Origin of the sequence: Streptomyces lydicus, from assembly GCF_004125265.1 — a bacterium.
GTDB lineage: Bacteria > Actinomycetota > Actinomycetes > Streptomycetales > Streptomycetaceae > Streptomyces > Streptomyces lydicus_C.
Map to the genome: position 1 here is coordinate 4345791 of NZ_RDTE01000003.1, position 16008 is coordinate 4361798.

Here is a 16008-nt window from a genome sequence, read left to right on the forward strand (position 1 = left end):
GCGGCACTGAGCTGAACTGACCGCGGCGGGCGGCGCGGTGGGCGGCGGCCGGATGCCCCTGCCGCCGCCGTCGCCCGGCCGCCTCCGGCTCACGCCAGCAACGTCACGTCCAGCTCCCCCTCCGCGTACAGCCGGCGCAGCACCTTCTTGTCGAACTTCCCCACGCTCGTCTTGGGCACCGCCGGGATCACCGCCCACCGCTCCGGCAGCTGCCAGCGCGCGATGCGCTCGCCGAGGAACGCCTTCAGCTCCTCGTACCCGATGGTCGCGCCCTGCCGGAGCACCACCGTCGCCAGCGGCCGCTCGCCCCACTTGTCGTCCGGTACGGCGACCACCGCGGCCTCCGCGACATGCGGATGGGCCATCAGATGGTTCTCCAGCTCGACCGAGGAGATCCATTCGCCGCCGGACTTGATGACGTCCTTGGCGCGGTCGGTCAGCGTCAGATAGCCGTTCGGGGTGATGGTGCCGACGTCGCCGGTGCGCAGCCAGCCGTCGGGGCTGAACTTGTCCTCGGGGCGGAGCGGGCCGCTCTGTGCGCCGCCGTAGTAGGCGCCGGCGATCCACGGGCCGCGGACCTCCAGCTCGCCCGCGGCCTTGCCGTCGTGGGGGAGCTCTTCGCCGCCAGGACCGATCAGCCGGGCCTCGACGGAGGCGGCGAAGCGGCCCTGGGTGGCGCGGTAGGCCCACTCGTCGTCGCCGCTGACCCCGGCGGGCGGGTGGGAGACGCTGCCCAGCGGGGAGGTCTCGGTCATGCCCCAGGCGTGCACGACGCGGATGCCGTGCCGCTCCTCGAAGCCGCGCATCAGGGCGGGCGGGCAGGCGGAGCCGCCGATGACGACGGTGTGCAGACAGGCGACGTCGTACTGTCCGGCGTCGAGTTCGGCGAGCAGGCCCTGCCAGATGGTCGGGACGGCGGCGCCGATGGTGGGCCGTACCGTCCGGATCATCTCGGCCAGCGGCGCGGGCTGCAGGAAGCGGTCCGGCATCAGCAGCGAGGCACCGGCCATGAAGGCGGCGTGCGGCAGGCCCCAGGCGTTGACGTGGAACATCGGCACGACGGGCAGCGCGATGTCGCGCGGGGAGAGCGCGAACGCCTCGGAGGTGTTGACCTGCATCGAGTGCAGATACAGCGAACGGTGGCTGTAGAGCACGCCCTTGGGGTCGCCGGTGGTTCCGGAGGTGTAACAGAGGACCGCGGCCTCCCGCTCGTCGATCTCCGGCCAGTCGTAGCTCTCCGGCCGCCCGGCGATCAGTTCTTCGTAGTCGTGCACCCGCGCCGGGCCGCCCGCCACGAGGGAGCGGTCGCCGGGACCGACGACGACGATGTGCTCGACGCCCGGCAGCTGCGGCAGCAACGGGGCGAACAGCGGCAGCAGGCTGCCGTTGACGAGCACGACCCGGTCCTCGGCGTGGTTGATGATCCATACCAGCTGTTCGGCGGGCAGCCGCAGATTGAGCGTGTGCAGCACCGCCCCCATGGAGGGGATCGCGAGATAGGCCTCCAGGTGCTCCGCGTTGTTCCACATCAGCGTTCCCACGACACTTCCCTCGGTCACTCCGAGGTCGTCGCGCAGGGCGTGGGCGAGCTGGGCGGCGCGGTTGCCGATCTCGGCGAAGGTGCGGCGGTGGGGCTCGGGCTCGCCGGTCCAGGTCGTCACGGCCGACTGTCCGTGGACTGTCCGGCCGTGCTCCAGAATCCGGCTGATCAGCAGGGGTACGTCTTGCATGGTGCTGTACACAGAACCTCCCGAGGGTGCCGTCGCCGCATCGCGACCGGTGGAGACGATTCTGCGCACATACCAAGCGGTATGTCACTACCCGGCGGTAACGCCGCCGCCGACGGCCGTAGCACAGCCGCGGGACCGGCCTCCGGCCGAAGGCCGCACTTCGGCCGGATTCCGCTTCCGGGTGCCGCGCCCCCCCCCCGGCCCCGCCGGGTCCCGACGCCCTCGCTCCCGGCTTCACGACCACGTCAGAGAGCTCGCGGACCCCTGTGACACCCCTTATGCCGTCGAATCGAACAACGTAGAAGTTTTTCCGAAAATAGGTCGCACCGGTGATCGATCCTTTGTACCGTCAGACACCTACCGAACGGGGGGATCTCCATGATTCGTCGCGCCTCACTGGCCGCCGCCGCGTGTGCGGCCGTCGGCGTCTCGCTTCTCACGGTTCCGGCTCACGCGGCCGGAACCCAGGCGGTGGCGTCGGGGTCGGACCATGTCAAGTGCACCAGCATGAGCAACGGTCAGCTCTGCATCGTCATGAACAGCCGGCCCCAGTCCATCGACATCATCTACACCAAGAAGTCCGGCTCGGACATCAAGGCGCAGCTCGGCTACCGCATGAGCGGTTCCTCGTCGTACGCCGGGCTGGAGACCATCAGCAAGGGCGACCGGGCCACCCAGACCTGGAACATGAGCTGGCCCTGCAAGAGCGCCGTCGGCCTGATCAAGGTCCAGGGGCAGGGGACCTTCGAGACCCCGTCGGCGACGTTCCCGGGCTGCTGACGAGGTAGCACAGGACAGCCACAGGAAGGGGCCCGCCGGAAGCGGGCCCCTTTCGGCTGTCCGCACGCGCCCGCCGGCCGCGTCACGGGCGCCGGTCGGCCGCCGGGGTCACCGCCTGGAGGACCAGCACCGACAGGTCGTCCTCGACGGGCCCGGTGCCGAAGTCGTGGGCGGCGCGGCGTACGTGTTCGGCGAGGGCCTTGGCGCCCAGGCCCATGCCGTCGCGCATCACCTCGATCAGGCCGTCGTTGTCGTCCAACTGCCAGTTGCCGCAGCGGCGTTCGGTGACGCCGTCGGTGACGCACAGCAGCGTCTCGCCGGGGGCGAGGGCGAAGGAGCTGGCGTGGAATTCGGTGCCCTCGTCGATGCCGAGCAGCATCTGGGGGTCGGAGGCCGGCTCCACGGAGCCGTCGACGAACATGTGCAGCGGTGGCGGGTGGCCGGCGCTGGCGACCGTGCAGCGGGCGCCGGGGACGCCCTGATCGACCTCCAGCTCCCCGTACAGCAGGCTCAGGAAGCGGGAGGTGGCCTGCTCGCCGCCCAGTTCCACCGCCTCCGCGCTCTCCTCGGCCATGGCCAGATTGAGCCTGCCGAGCACCGACTCGACGCCATGGCCCTCGCGGGCCAGCAGCCGCACCAGATGGCGGGCCAGTCCGGTGACGGACATCGCCTCGGGGTCCTTGCCCTGGACGTCCCCGAGCAGGAAGCACCAGCGGCGGTCGCCCATCGGGAAGACGTCGTAGAAGTCGCCGCCGACGGTCTGCCCCTCGCCGTGCGGCTCATAGACGATCGCGGTGTCGACGCCGGGGATGCTGGCGAGCGTGGCGGGCAGCTGCCGGCGCTGGAGCGCCAGGCTGATCGTGGTCTGCCGGGTGTACTGGCGGGCGGTGAACACGGCCTGGGCGACCCGGCGTGCCACGTCCTCGACCATCCGCACCACGGTGTCGGTCATCTGGAGGTGCCCCGCCCGGCCGAGCAGCAGCATGCCCTGGTCGGTGTCGCGGGCGACCAGGGGGAAGGCGAGCGCGGAACCGCCCGAGGGGGCCGCACCGGCGCATTCCGGCCAGGGCCAGGGGTTGCCGGCGGTGCGGATGATGTCGGACGGCGGGTCCCGTTCCAGCTCCGCGCGCAGGGGGGTGATCCGCCGCTCGTCGATGTGCCAGACCCGCGACAGCTGCACCCCGCCGCCCTCCGTGGTGAGCCAGATGGCGCACCAGTCGGCGAGCCGGGGCACCAGCAGCTGGGCGGCGAGCGCGGTGACCATGTCCTGGTCGAGCTGCCCGGCCAGCAGTTCGCTGGTCTCGGCGAGGAAGGACGGGCCGCCGCGGTCGGCCCATTCGGCGGCGAACCCGTGCGGGCGGGTGCGCGGGGTCGCGGGGTGGGCGAGGCGTACGGGAGGCTCGGGACCGCGCGACTCGCGGTGCGGCGCGGCGGGCGCGGCGCGGGCGCGCAGCGGCTCGCCCTCGGTGGACTCCAGGCGGAACCAGACGGTCTTCACCGCATGGCGGTAGGTCACGCCCCAGGACTCCGCGAGGGCGCTCACCAGCTGGAGTCCGAATCCCGGCTCTCCGGTGCGGGCGTCGACCCCGCCGCGTACCCCCCGGGCGGGATGGCGGTCGGAGACCTCCACCACGACGCTCACCTTGGCCGGGCGGCGCTCCCCGTCGCTCTCGGCGGCCGCCGGCCCGTCGTGCTCCAGGCGGCAGGTCACGTCGATATCGGTACCGGCGTACATCACGGCGTTGGTGACCAGCTCGCTGGTGAGCAGGACGGCATCGTGGATGAGCTCGGCGCTGATCGCCGCCGCACCGGGCCCTGCCGTGGCGGGCGGGGCCGTCGCCCGCTCGGTGAGCAGCGCGCGCACGAATTTGCGTGCGCCGGCGGCCGCGAGCTGGTTCGCGGGCAGCCCTTTCCGGGACACGGATTCCGTCGTGTACGGGGAGGACAGCGCTACCACTGCGCCCCCTGAATATGCCGGGAAAAACTCATTACAAGCGCTTTATACTATGTCATATCTGCCCAAATGGATCACCCTGCTCGACCGGCTTCTCCGCAACGATCATTGGGGGGATGGTGTGCCATGGCGCTCGACCCGGCCCGGCCCGAGTCTGCTTCCCCGCCCCCGGAGCCTCCCGAGCCTACTGAGCCCCCGCTGCCCCCCGTCCCCCGGCACGACGGGCAGTGGGTACGCACCAGTGAGCTACGGCCGCTCCTCGCGGCGATGATGGCGCTGCGGGACGGGGATTTCACCGCCCGTGCGGATATCCCGCAGGACGGCTCCTCCACGGACGGCGTGGTGGCCGATATGACGGGCGTCCTCAACCAGATCGCCGCCCGCAACGCCCATCTCGCCTCCGAGCTGCAACGCGTCCGCAGCGAGATCATCCGGCAGGGCCGGCTGGACGAGCGGATCTCCGCCAGCCCCGGCCAGGGCACCTGGACGACGAACATCGAGGCGGCCAACACCGTGCTGCAGGCGCTGGTGGTCCCGCTCGCCAAGGCCACCCGGGTACTGGACGCGGTGGCCGACGGCGACCTGACCCAGCGGGTCGATCTGCACGACGGCAACCGCGCCCTCCGCGGCGATCTGCGCCGGCTGGGCAGCGGGGTGAACCGCATGGTCGATCAGCTGTCGCTGTTCACCGGCGAGGTCACCCGGGTGGCCCGCGAGGTCGGCACCGAGGGCCGGCTGGGCGGCCGGGCCAAGGTCCAGGGGCTCTCCGGCGACTGGCTCCATGTGACCGAGGCGGTCAACACCATGGCGTCGCGGCTGACCGCGCAGGTCAGGGACATCGCCGTGGTCACCACCGCGGTGGCCACCGGCGACCTGACCCAGCAGGTGACCGTCGAGGCGACCGGCGAGCTGCTGGAGCTGAAGCTCACCGTCAACAAGATGGTCGACCAGCTGCGGGCCTTCGCCGACGAGGTCACCCGGGTCGCCCGCGAGGTCGGCACCGAGGGCCAGCTCGGCGGCCGGGCCCAGGTCAGGGGCGTCTCCGGGGTCTGGAAGGACCTCACCGACAACGTCAACTTCATGGCGTCCAACCTGACCTGGCAGGTCCGCAACATCGCCCAGGTCACCACCGCCGTCGCCAACGGCGACCTGAGCCAGAAGATCACCGTGGACGCCCGGGGCGAGATCCTGGAGCTGAAGTCGACGATCAACACCATGGTCGACCAGCTCTCCGCCTTCGCCGACGAGGTCACCCGCGTCGCCCGCGAGGTCGGCACCGAAGGGCGGCTGGGCGGCCGGGCGCAGGTCAGGGGCGTCTCCGGGGTCTGGCGGGACCTCACCGAGAGCGTCAACTTCATGGCGGACAACCTGACCTCCCAGGTCCGCAACATCGCCCTGGTCGCCACCGCCGTCGCGGAGGGCGACCTCGGCAGGACGATCACCGTGGAGGCCAAGGGCGAGATCCTGGAGCTCAAGACCACGATCAACACCATGGTCTACCAGCTCTCCGCCTTCGCCGACGAGGTCACCCGCGTCGCCCGCGAGGTCGGCACCGAAGGGAACCTCGGTGGTCAGGCGCAGGTCAGGGACGTCTCCGGGGTCTGGAAGGACCTCACCGACAACGTCAACTTCATGGCGCTCAACCTGACCTCCCAGGTCCGCAACATCGCCCAGGTCACCACGGCCGTCGCCAACGGCGACCTCTCCAAGAAGATCGACGTCGACGCCCGCGGCGAGATCCTGGAGCTGAAGGAGACCGTCAACACGATGGTCCAGCAGCTACGGGCGTTCGCGGACGAGGTCACCCGGGTGGCCCGCGAGGTCGGCACCGAGGGACGGCTCGGCGGCCGCGCGCAGGTCCACGGCGTCTCCGGCGTCTGGAAGAACCTCACCGACAACGTCAACTCCATGGCCGACAACCTGACCTCCCAGGTCCGCAACATCGCCCAGGTCGCCACCGCCGTGGCCAAGGGCGACCTCTCCAAGAAGATCGACGTCGACGCCCGCGGCGAGATCCTGGAGCTGAAGACGACGATCAACACGATGGTCGACACCCTGTCGTCGTTCTCGTCCGAGGTGACCCGGGTGGCCCGCGAGGTCGGCAGCGAGGGCCAGCTCGGCGGCCAGGCCCGGGTCGAGGGCGTCTACGGCACCTGGAAGCGGCTGACCACCAGCGTCAACGAGCTGGCGCTGAACCTGACCACGCAGGTCCGGGCGATCGCCGAGGTGGCCAGCGCGGTCACCCAGGGCGATATGTCCGGCTCGATCACCGTGGACGCCCAGGGCGAGGTCGCGGCCCTGAAGAACAACGTCAACCTGATGGTCGCCAACCTCCGCGAGACCACCCGCGCCAAGGACTGGCTGGAGTCCAACCTGGCCCGTATCGCCAGCCTGATGCAGGGCCACCGCGACCTGGTCGAGGTCGCCGACCTGATCCTGCGCGAGCTGACCCCGCTGGTGAACGCGCAGTTCGGCGCGTTCTTCCTGGCGGAGGCGGGCGCCGAACCGGGCGAGGGCCTGGAGCTGATCGCCGGTTACGGCACCGGCCAGCCCGAGGGCCGCCGCTCGCTGCCGCGGCTGCGGCTGGGCACCCCCGGCTGGGGCCTGATCACCCAGGCCGCCATGGAGAAGAAACGCATCGTCGTCGACGCCGTCCCGCCCGACTACATCACCATCAGCTCCGGGCTCGGCGCCGCGGCCCCGGCCAGCATCGTCATCCTCCCGGTCCTCTTCGAGGACCAGGTGCTCGGCGTGATCGAGCTGGCCTCGTTCAGCCGGTTCAGCGACGTCCACCTCGCCTTCATCGACCAGTTCGTGAACACCATCGGCGTCTCGATCAACACCATCATCGCCAACTCCCGTACGGAGTCGCTGCTGTCGGAGTCCCAGCGGCTGACCGCCGAGCTCCGCCAGCGCTCCGACGAACTCCAGCTGACGAACGCCGAGTTGGAGGAGAAGGCGGCCCTCCTCGCCACCTCCTCCCAGTACAAGTCGGAGTTCCTGGCGAACATGTCGCACGAGCTGCGCACCCCGCTCAACTCCCTGCTGGTGCTCTCCCGGCTCCTCGCCGACAACCCCGACGGCCGGCTCTCCAGCCAGGAGGTGGAGTTCGCCGTCACCATCCACCGTGCGGGCTCCGACCTCCTCCAGCTCATCAACGACATCCTCGACCTGTCGAAGATCGAGGCCGGCCGGATGGACGTCCACCCCAAGACCCTGCCGCTGATCAAACTGCTCGACTACGTCCGCGCCACCTTCCGGCCGCTCACCGTCGACCGCGGCCTCACCTTCGACGTCAAGGTCGGCGAGAGAGTCCCCAAGGAACTCTTCTCCGACGAACAGCGCCTCCAGCAGATCCTGCGCAACCTCCTGTCCAACGCCGTGAAGTTCACCTCCTCGGGCAGCGTGGAACTCATCGTCCAGCGCGTCCCCGGCACGGAATTCGAGGAGGAATCCCTCCGCACCGCCGACGACGTCATCGCCCTCTCCGTCAAGGACACCGGCATCGGCATCTCCCCGGAAAAGCTCGACGGCATCTTTGAGGCCTTCCAGCAGTCCGACGGCACCACCAACCGCAAATACGGCGGCACCGGTCTCGGCCTGTCCATCAGCCGCGATATGGCCGCGCTGCTGGGCGGCCGGATCATCGCCGAGAGCGAGCCGGGCGTCGGCTCGACCTTCACCCTGTATGTGCCCGCGCGCTACACGGGCCCGTTCCCGGCCCCGAGCCCCACCGCCGCCACCCGCCCCGCGGACAGCACCGCACAGGCCGGCCCCGCCCGCCCCGTCCTGGCCGAACAGCTCACGGCCACGCCGCCCGGCCCGCCCGCGATCACCTCACGGACCGGCCCCTCCGGTGACGTCAGTGATGTCTTCCCCACCCAGGGGGAACAGGACCAGGCCCCGCACCCGGACGCTCCCTCCACCGACGGCGGCGATGTCACCTGGCCCGAGACCACCCGCCTCAGGGACTGGCTCAGCGGACGCCCCGGCGAGGTACTGGCCAAGCGCCGCATCCTCATCGTCGACGACGACATCCGCAATGTCTTCGCGCTCACGCACGTACTGGGCCGGGTCGGCATCAGCGTCAAATACGCCGAGAACGGCCGCGAGGGGCTGGAGGTCCTGGACCGGACACCGGACGTCTCGCTGGTGCTGATGGACATCATGATGCCCGAAATGGATGGTTACGAGATGATCAAGGCGATCCGACAAGCGCCTCGATTCGCGGACCTGCCGGTCATCGCGCTCACCGCGAAGGCCATGCCGGGCGACCGCGAAAGGGCGATCGAGAGCGGGGCCAACGACTACATCCCCAAGCCGGTGGATGTGGACCGCCTGCTGTCCGTGATCTGCGGCCTTCTGGACCCGCAGGAGGGCAAGGCGGTGCCGCAGCCGGAGGCCGGGGCGGGGCTGCATTCCGAGGGCGGTGCGGGGCTGCACTCTGAGGCCGCCGGTACGGAGGGCGTCGACCCGGAGGATGCGGAGCAGGACGCTAAGGGCGCAGGGCAGGACACCGACGGCGCGGGCCAGGACGTCGAGGGCGCGGGCCAGGACGTCGAGGGCGCGGGCCAGGACGCAGAAGGCGCGGGCCAGGGCGGACGGGGAACGGCAGCCGGGGAGCAATCATGACAACCGCACCGGACACCTCGTCCAGCATCCTCATCGTCGACGACATGGAGGAAAACCTCGTCGCGCTGGAAGCCGTACTGGGCTCGCTCACCCAGAAGGTGGTCCGCGCGCGATCCGGCGAAGAGGCGCTGAAGGCCATGCTCCGCGAGGAATTCGCGGTCGTCCTCATCGATGTGCTGATGCCGGGCATGAACGGCTTCGAGACCGCCGCCAACATCAAGGGCCTGGACCAGACCAAAGACGTCCCGATCATTCTCCTCACCGGCGCCTCGGTCGACCCGAACTACGCCTACCGCGGCTACACGGTCGGCGCCGCCGACTTCCTCATCAAGCCCTTCGACCCCTGGCTGCTGCGCACCAAGGTGAACGTGTTCCTCGACCTCCACCGCAAGAACCGCCAACTCGCCGCGCAGGCCGACCAGTTGAAGCGTCTGCTGACGTCGGACGATCACCCCGGAGGCGACGGACCGCCGCCCGGCACGAGCACGACGACCACGGCTCCGGCGGCACCGACGGCCACGGCAGCCGGCGCGGCAGCCACCACGGCCCGAGCGGACGCGGCTTCGTCCCCGGACGCGACAGCGCCGCCGCCCGCCCCCTCACCCTCACCCACGGGGGCGGGGTCGGGAATGGCCGGGCATCCTCCCATCCCCCCGGAAGGCCCCGGCGCCCCGGCGCCTTCAAAGCCGCCCCCGCAGCCCGCGGCACCCGCCGCCGGCGACGCATCCCGCCTCGCGGAAATCGCCGGCCAGCTCGCCGAGGTGGAACTCCTCCTGCGTGACGCGAAAGGCGCCGACAAGAAGCGTCTTGCCGACCGCATCACCGAACTGGAGGAAGCAGTCGGCAGGTTGATGGTCAGCCGGGGGACGTGAAACCTACACTCTTGAGCTTTCCCGGCTGCTCTTTCCGCGAGGGCCCGGAACCTTGTCGACGGCGAAGGCGTAAATTCCACCCATCGCGAATATCGCCACATACTGAGCCCAGATGGCGTGCTCCAGCACCCTGTTCACCGCGATGAGCACACCGGCCCAGAGAACAGTAAAGACAAACTTGCCCATCAGGTTTTCCTAAGCCTTTAGGCGAGAGCCGAGAGGCAGGCAGCGGCGCCGCCCGCAACGGTCTTCTTCGCGAGATCCGAGGCGATGTCCGAGGCGCTGTCCGAGGCGACGCCCTTGCTGACGTCCCTGCTGACACCCTTGCTGACGCACCGACCGACGGCCGGCGCCCCGTCCCCGCCCGCCACCGCACCCGAGGCAAGGCTCTTCATTGAATTTCCCCATTCAACTTTTCACGCAGGGCGGTATGGGTCAGATACCGCGCCCGTTGGTCATCCATAAACGTACTAGCCGACACCTGCATTCGGAACCCGGCGAGCGGATCTTGAACTTGGCGATTCTGTGAAACTCTTGCGCGGTCGCGAATCATGCTGTTTCGGCCGACTGATAACTCAATGTCCGGCTATTCACAGACGCGAGCGCGTCACGAAGCACGCGCGGAGCGCAAGCCCCGCCCCCTCAACTCCCTTGAGGCCACAGGAAGTTCATATGCATACGTCAAGAGCACGGCCCACCGGGGCATTTTCCCTCGGCCGAGACGTTGACCCAAGCCACACACAGGAGTGACCGGGAGGGGTGCTCGAAGCTCCCGGAGCTATACGTAACGCGGGAGGTCCTGCGTCGTGATGGTCCACTCACCGATGGTGACGTCCTCGCCGTAGACGAATTCCTTACGGGTCGCATAGCGGGGGCCACTCGGGGTCGGATGGATATCGGAGAGCACCGCGCCCGATCCCGTACGCGGGTCGAAGATCGCGTACACAGGAATACCGAGGAGGGGATAGTCGCGCACTTTGCTCACCCAGTCGTTGTCCGGGTTGGAACGGGAAACGACTTCGATGGCGGCAAGGAGCGTGCGGGGATCGAAGGCCCCCTCGACCTCCATGTCTGCCTCGGCGATCACCATGACATCAGGGTGACGCATGATGCCCTCGGCCCGGCTCTCCACGTCGGGGGTCCCCGTATGGGCCACCAGTACTTCCGGCATCACCTTTTCAAGGCGTTTACGGACACGTAGCGTGGTCAACTCCTGTGGCCCGACAGGCGTCATCATGTCGTGAACAATCCCTTCCTTCGTGATCTCGAACTTGCCTGGAAGGGTGTCGTCCATGGACTGAACGAACTCCCGCATGGTCTGGTACAGAAGGGCGTCCCGCTGCGCGTCATCGGGGGCCATCGTCATGGCGCTCGCTCCTCATCTCTGTCGGCATCTCTGTCGGCATCTCTGCCGGCGTGCCCACCGGAGTCCTCAGCTTCATGCTAGGCGGCTCCTTGCTCTGAGGCTCCGAGTGGCGGCAGTTACGGCAGAGGCCCGGGGCAGGAGCGCGGAAGGCCCGCTCGCAGCCGTCGCAGGTCTGGAACGGTGGTGGGGCCGGGGGTGGGGCGGCGCAGGGCGGTGTGGGTGCCGCCGGGAGGGGTGGGGGCAGGAGCTCCGTGAGCCGGTGGGCGAGCAGGGCCGCCGGGTGGCGGAGTGTGGGTGGGAGGCCCGCGGTCAGGGCGCTGCGTACGGCCTCCGGGGAGGCGCCGCGTTCCAGCCAGGCGGCGACGGGCGGGGTGAGGCGGTGGATGTCCCGTACGGAGAGCAGGAGGCGGGGGTCGTCGCGGCGGAGGTTCGCCAGGAGGGCGGCGGCGGGGGTGTGGTGTTCGTCGGTCGCGGGCTCCGGTGGCTGCGGGGCGGGGGACGGCGTTGGCGCGGAGGAAGGCTTGGGCGTGGGGGCAGGCTTGGGCGTTGAGTCCGGCTGCGGGGATTGCCTTACGGGTACCGGGTCCGGCGCGGGAGGGGGCGGTTCGACGGCGGCGTGGCGCTTGGCCTGCTCGGCGGCGTCGCGGGCGCGGCGGGCGCGGGTGGCCTCCGGGTTGTTGTACGAGATCGTGACCGTGACCACCCGCCCGTCATCGGTGCGCCGCCGGACCCGTTCGAGGTAGCCGTACGCCTCCAACTCCCGTAACGCGGCGGCGATCCGGACCCGCCCCTCAGGGAACCGCCTGGCCAGCGTACGGATGTCGACCGGCGCGCCCTCGGGCAGCGACTGGATGTGGGCGGCGAGCCCGATCGCGAGGCCGGACAGGGAACGGTGCTGGGTGAGGTGATTGCCGACGATGGTGTAGCCGGGGTCCTGGTACTCGGTGACCTTGCGGACGCCGGCCGGGGATCGGCGAATCTCGTACTGGGCGCGCGCAGGCGCATTAAGCTTTTGCTCAGCCATCAGGAAGCGTTCTCTTCCTCGTTGGTCAGGCCCTCGATCGGGATGCCAGTCCCGGCCGGGGGCCGTCGCATGTGTGCGGGTTTTTGGGGTTGTTGCTGCCGAGAGTGCATGGACGAGGGCTGCGGAAGCGAGCCTTCCGGTCATGGATCACCCAAGCGAGTGACGGCGGGGCGCACCGGGGTGGGTTGGGCTGGGTCGGGCTGGGTTGGAGAGGTTTCTCTACCTGGGGTTATGGGTCTTTTACGGACCGAACCCCTGGCGCGCGGCGCATCGACGCCCGGCTCACCGGCCTCCGGTTTCCCGGCCTCCGGTTGACGGGCCGGGACCGCCAGTCTTCTCCCCTCCCGCCCTCCCCTCCCCGGTCTCACCGACCCCACATCGGCAGATCGAATTCCGCCCAGACCGTCTTGCACGGGAACGGTCCCCGACAGGTACCCCAGCGGTCGGCGAGCGCTTCGACCAGGACCAGTCCGTGACCCGACTCCCGTAGCCCTGCCGCCTTCGGGGCCGGGAGCTCGTCACCGCGCGCGTCCGTCACCTCGATACGGAGCGTGTCCGCGTCAGAGAGGACGGCAAGGCGGAAATCTCGGCCCGGTACGCACCCGTGCGTGGCGGCGTTCGCCGCCAGCTCGGCGATGACGTGAGCCGGAGACTCGAACGCCAGGCCCCAGGAGCGGAGTTGTTCGGTGGCGAGGAGCCGTGCGAGGCGTGCGCCCCGTCGGGTAGCGGAGAGCTGGACCTTGAACTGGAGCTTGTACTCGGCGATTTCCTGATTCATGTCACTCAGCGTGGTCGAGCGTGCTTACGCTGAATAGTGATGACGCCAGTACGCATGGTGATGTCCAGGATTTGTCCAGGGGCGTCCCCGCTGTCCAGGAGGTGGAAGCGGATGAATGTTGACGGTGCGGAAGACGGGGGCTGGGAACTCGACCCGGAAGACGATGCCCAGGCTGCCGTGGAGACGGTCGGGCGCCAGCTCAAGCTGTGGCGCGAGGCAGCAGGTCTGCGCCCAGCGGAGTTCGGGGCAGCCATCGGCTACGGGGAGAACCTGATCTACAAGATCGAGCGCGGCACCCGCATCCCGCGCCCGGAGTTCCTGGACAAGGCCGATGAGGTCTTGGGCGCTGGCGGCAAGGTCGCCGCGATGAAGAAGGACGTGGAGCTGGCCCGGTATCCGAAGAGGATTCGTGACCTGACGAGGTGGGAAGCCGAGGTCGTCGAACTGGGCGCGTATGGCAATCACAACCTGCATGGACTGTTGCAGACGAAGGAGTACGCGCACGCATTGTTCGAGATGCGACGCCCTGCCTACTCGCCGGACAAAGTGGAACGCGAGGTGGCCGCTCGCATGGCTCGACAGTCGATCTTCGCCCGGACTCCCGCACCGGCCCTGATGTTCGTCCAGGAAGAAGTGACACTGCGCCGCCCCATCGGAGGCACAATGGTCCTGCGCCACCAACTCGAACACCTGTTGGAGGTAGGTCGGTTGCGAAACGTCGAGATCCAGGTGATGCCGACGAACCTTGACGACCACGCGGGTATGGGCGGTGAGATCGAGATTCTGAAATTCGGGGACGGTTCAGTGGTGGGACGCCCCGATGACCAGTTCGGCAGCCGCCTGATCTCCGGCCCGAAAGAGACCCGGATCCTCGAACTGCGGTATGGCATCATCCGGGCCCAGGCTCTCACGCCCCGGGAGTCGCTGGCCTTCATCGAGAAAGTGCTGGGAGAGACATGACCCTCAAGCCCTCTGCCGGAAACCTTGCCGAGCTGGAGTGGATCAAGAGCAGCTACAGCGGCCAGGGCAACGGCAACGAGTGCGTCGAAGTCGCCTGGCAGAAGAGCAGCTACAGCGACAGCAGCAACGGCCACGACTGCGTCGAAGTCGCCACCACCCCCGGCACCATCCACATCCGCGACTCCAAGAACCCCCACGGCCCACAGCTCCGCCTCCGGCCGACCGCATGGGCCGACTTCGTCGCGTTTGCCGTCGAAGGGAGTTGAGCGCACGGCTACTGCCGGGGTGGGATGGAGCAGGCGGTTATCGAATCCGTCAGGTACTTCGCTGAGTGCCAGGACTGCGGTGCGGAACTGGAGTGCTGGGGAGCCCAGGCCCTGCTGGACAGCCGGTTCCGATGGGACGTCGAGTCAGCCTGTGCCGCCTGTGGATTTGCGGTAGCCGCGTGCGGTGGCGACGTGCCGCCCGCACGGCGGGATCAGATGCTCTCCGAGCACGGACCCGCTCGCGGGTTGCCGCCTGAGCCTGTCTCGTGGGCGGTGTCCTCGTAACGGCTGCTGCTTGGGGGCGGTTCCTCAGCAGTGCTGTTTGTGATCTTTCACGACTGCCCTTCAGGATCTGCACCCCGGCAAAACAGATGCCGCGGACTGCACCGCGGCGTAACGTGTGATCCCGGCTGCTGCCTATTACCTGGCCGTTGATGCGGCCACAGCTTCGGGAGGGCTTGATGGTTGCGGACATAGTCATGACCTGGGTGGCGGGCTGGGCCGTGTCCCGGCGGACGCCTCCGCCTGTCAAGAAGCCCTGGGGGTTCTATATCGAGGTGGCCGGCAACCCCGACGAAGTGGGACGCCATGTCCTGCCCGAGGCCGAGGAGACGTTGGCCCGCAGTGCTGCGGCCTCGGTGTCAGTACCGCGGACTTGGATGAAGATGCCCGCGGAGCCGGAGGAGATCGAGCCCTGGCTGCCTCAGGGGTGGGTGATGGAGGAGGCCGGCCATCTCATGGCCGTTGACCTGATGGCCACGGACCCCGTCACGCCTGCGGGGTACACCGTGAACGTGGAGACCATTGGGGCCGTCACCTACGCTCGGGTGCTGGATGCGGCGGGCGAGCAGGCGTCTCAAGGGCAGATGGCATCCCTCGGGGAAGCCGTGGTCGTGGACCGGATGGTGACCGAGGTGGCCCATCAGCGGCGCGGGCTGGGCAACTTCGTGATGCGTACGCTTGCCGACCGCGCCCTGGAGAAGGGCGCGGTCCTGGGTGTTCTGGGCGCGACCGACGCCGGGCGCGCGCTGTACGAGACGCTGGGCTGGAAAAAGCACGCGACGCTGGCGGAGTGCAGCTACCGGGCCTGAAGCAGGAGCTTGGCCGTACGCGGGGGTGGCCGAATCCACAGACGCCAACAGCCCCCGGACAGTCGCCGCTCTGGCCTTCACCCCACTGCGGTCAGATCGTCGTCAATGGCTCCTCCCGCCGCGGGAAGAAGGCCGCGGCGGGGCGCTGACGCGTCAAAGGGCCTCGGGGGCTTTGCTCCTGGGCCCGCCCGCGTCACCCGTGTTGAGCGTTCCGGCCGGTTCGAGGAGGAGGATGGCGGTCTCTTCCTCCGCCACCGGGCAGTGTTCGACGCCCCGGGGAACCACGAACAGCTCGCCGGGGCCGAGCACCACATCGCCGTCCCTGAGCTGGAGGGTGAGCCGGCCGCTGAGGACCAGGAACAGTTCGTCGGTGTCCTCGTGGGTGTGCCAGACGAACTCCCCCTTCAGCTTGGCGAGTTTGACCTCGTAGTCGTTGATGTCAGCGATCTTCTTCTGCGACCAGAGGTCGCTGAACTGCGAGAGCTTGCCGGCGAGATGGACGGGAGCGGGAGAGTTGGTCATGCCTTGAGACTGCCGTGCCCGTGCTCCGGCGGT

General features: G+C 69.1%; 14 protein-coding genes. 6 read left to right on the forward strand and 8 right to left on the reverse strand.

The features are described from left to right. Nucleotides 1–89: 89 nt before the first annotated feature. Nucleotides 90–1742 (reverse strand): long-chain fatty acid--CoA ligase, encoded by a 1653-nt coding sequence (locus tag D9V36_RS21435; protein WP_129295203.1) that lies wholly within the window; start codon nucleotides 1740–1742, stop codon nucleotides 90–92. A gap of 495 nt (nucleotides 1743–2237) precedes the next feature. On the opposite strand from D9V36_RS21435, the gene D9V36_RS41485 reads away from it, so the two are divergent. Further along, complete coding sequence (locus D9V36_RS41485) at nucleotides 2238–2510, forward strand: hypothetical protein (protein ID WP_241720966.1); 273 nt, start codon at nucleotides 2238–2240, stop codon at nucleotides 2508–2510. Between the two features lie 82 nt (nucleotides 2511–2592). Here D9V36_RS41485 and D9V36_RS21445 read toward each other — a convergent pair whose 3' ends face one another. Next, nucleotides 2593–4431 carry a SpoIIE family protein phosphatase gene (locus D9V36_RS21445; protein ID WP_241720967.1) on the reverse strand — a complete coding sequence of 613 codons (1839 nt, stop codon included), beginning with the start codon at nucleotides 4429–4431 and terminating at the stop codon, nucleotides 2593–2595. Between the two features lie 159 nt (nucleotides 4432–4590). Here D9V36_RS21445 and D9V36_RS21450 point away from each other — a divergent pair, with 159 nt between their 5' ends. Both D9V36_RS21450 and D9V36_RS21455 read left to right on the forward strand, forming a co-directional pair. After that, entirely contained in the window at nucleotides 4591–9096 is a 4506-nt protein-coding gene (locus D9V36_RS21450) for a HAMP domain-containing protein (RefSeq protein ID WP_129295206.1), read from the forward strand. Beyond that, complete coding sequence (locus D9V36_RS21455) at nucleotides 9093–9968, forward strand: response regulator (protein WP_129295207.1); 876 nt, start codon at nucleotides 9093–9095, stop codon at nucleotides 9966–9968. Before D9V36_RS21450 ends, D9V36_RS21455 begins: the two co-directional genes overlap by 4 nt. A gap of 3 nt (nucleotides 9969–9971) precedes the next feature. On the opposite strand, the gene D9V36_RS21460 is transcribed toward D9V36_RS21455, so the two are convergent. From D9V36_RS21460 to D9V36_RS21480, 5 genes are all read right to left on the reverse strand, one after another. Continuing rightward, nucleotides 9972–10154 (reverse strand): hypothetical protein, encoded by a 183-nt coding sequence (locus D9V36_RS21460; protein WP_129295208.1) that lies wholly within the window; start codon nucleotides 10152–10154, stop codon nucleotides 9972–9974. 17 nt (nucleotides 10155–10171) lie between these two features. Further along, nucleotides 10172–10363, reverse strand: coding sequence for a hypothetical protein (locus D9V36_RS21465; RefSeq protein WP_129295209.1), 192 nt, complete (start codon nucleotides 10361–10363; stop codon nucleotides 10172–10174). Nucleotides 10364–10746: 383 nt separating this feature from the next. Further along, nucleotides 10747–11334 (reverse strand): Uma2 family endonuclease, encoded by a 588-nt coding sequence (locus tag D9V36_RS21470; RefSeq protein WP_129295210.1) that lies wholly within the window; start codon nucleotides 11332–11334, stop codon nucleotides 10747–10749. Further along, nucleotides 11315–12358 carry a helix-turn-helix domain-containing protein gene (locus D9V36_RS21475; protein WP_241720968.1) on the reverse strand — a complete coding sequence of 348 codons (1044 nt, stop codon included), beginning with the start codon at nucleotides 12356–12358 and terminating at the stop codon, nucleotides 11315–11317. The genes D9V36_RS21470 and D9V36_RS21475 overlap by 20 nt, the downstream gene beginning before the upstream one ends. A gap of 364 nt (nucleotides 12359–12722) precedes the next feature. Then, a complete protein-coding gene (locus D9V36_RS21480) occupies nucleotides 12723–13136 on the reverse strand; it encodes an ATP-binding protein (protein ID WP_129295211.1) in 414 nt (137 codons plus the stop codon). Nucleotides 13137–13247: 111 nt separating this feature from the next. Here D9V36_RS21480 and D9V36_RS21485 point away from each other — a divergent pair, with 111 nt between their 5' ends. The 3 genes from D9V36_RS21485 to D9V36_RS21495 all read left to right on the forward strand — a co-directional run bounded on the left by D9V36_RS21485 (nucleotide 13248) and on the right by D9V36_RS21495 (nucleotide 15453). Next, nucleotides 13248–14096 (forward strand): helix-turn-helix domain-containing protein, encoded by an 849-nt coding sequence (locus D9V36_RS21485; RefSeq protein WP_129295212.1) that lies wholly within the window; start codon nucleotides 13248–13250, stop codon nucleotides 14094–14096. Beyond that, nucleotides 14093–14362, forward strand: coding sequence for a DUF397 domain-containing protein (locus D9V36_RS21490; RefSeq protein WP_129295213.1), 270 nt, complete (start codon nucleotides 14093–14095; stop codon nucleotides 14360–14362). Before D9V36_RS21485 ends, D9V36_RS21490 begins: the two co-directional genes overlap by 4 nt. Nucleotides 14363–14823: 461 nt before the next feature. Further along, nucleotides 14824–15453 (forward strand): GNAT family N-acetyltransferase, encoded by a 630-nt coding sequence (locus tag D9V36_RS21495; protein ID WP_129295214.1) that lies wholly within the window; start codon nucleotides 14824–14826, stop codon nucleotides 15451–15453. Between the two features lie 153 nt (nucleotides 15454–15606). Here the strand turns inward: D9V36_RS21495 and D9V36_RS21500 are convergent, their stop codons facing one another. Further along, nucleotides 15607–15975: a cupin domain-containing protein gene (locus D9V36_RS21500; protein WP_129295215.1), complete on the reverse strand. Its 369-nt coding sequence runs from the start codon at nucleotides 15973–15975 to the stop codon at nucleotides 15607–15609. Nucleotides 15976–16008 lie beyond the last annotated feature (33 nt).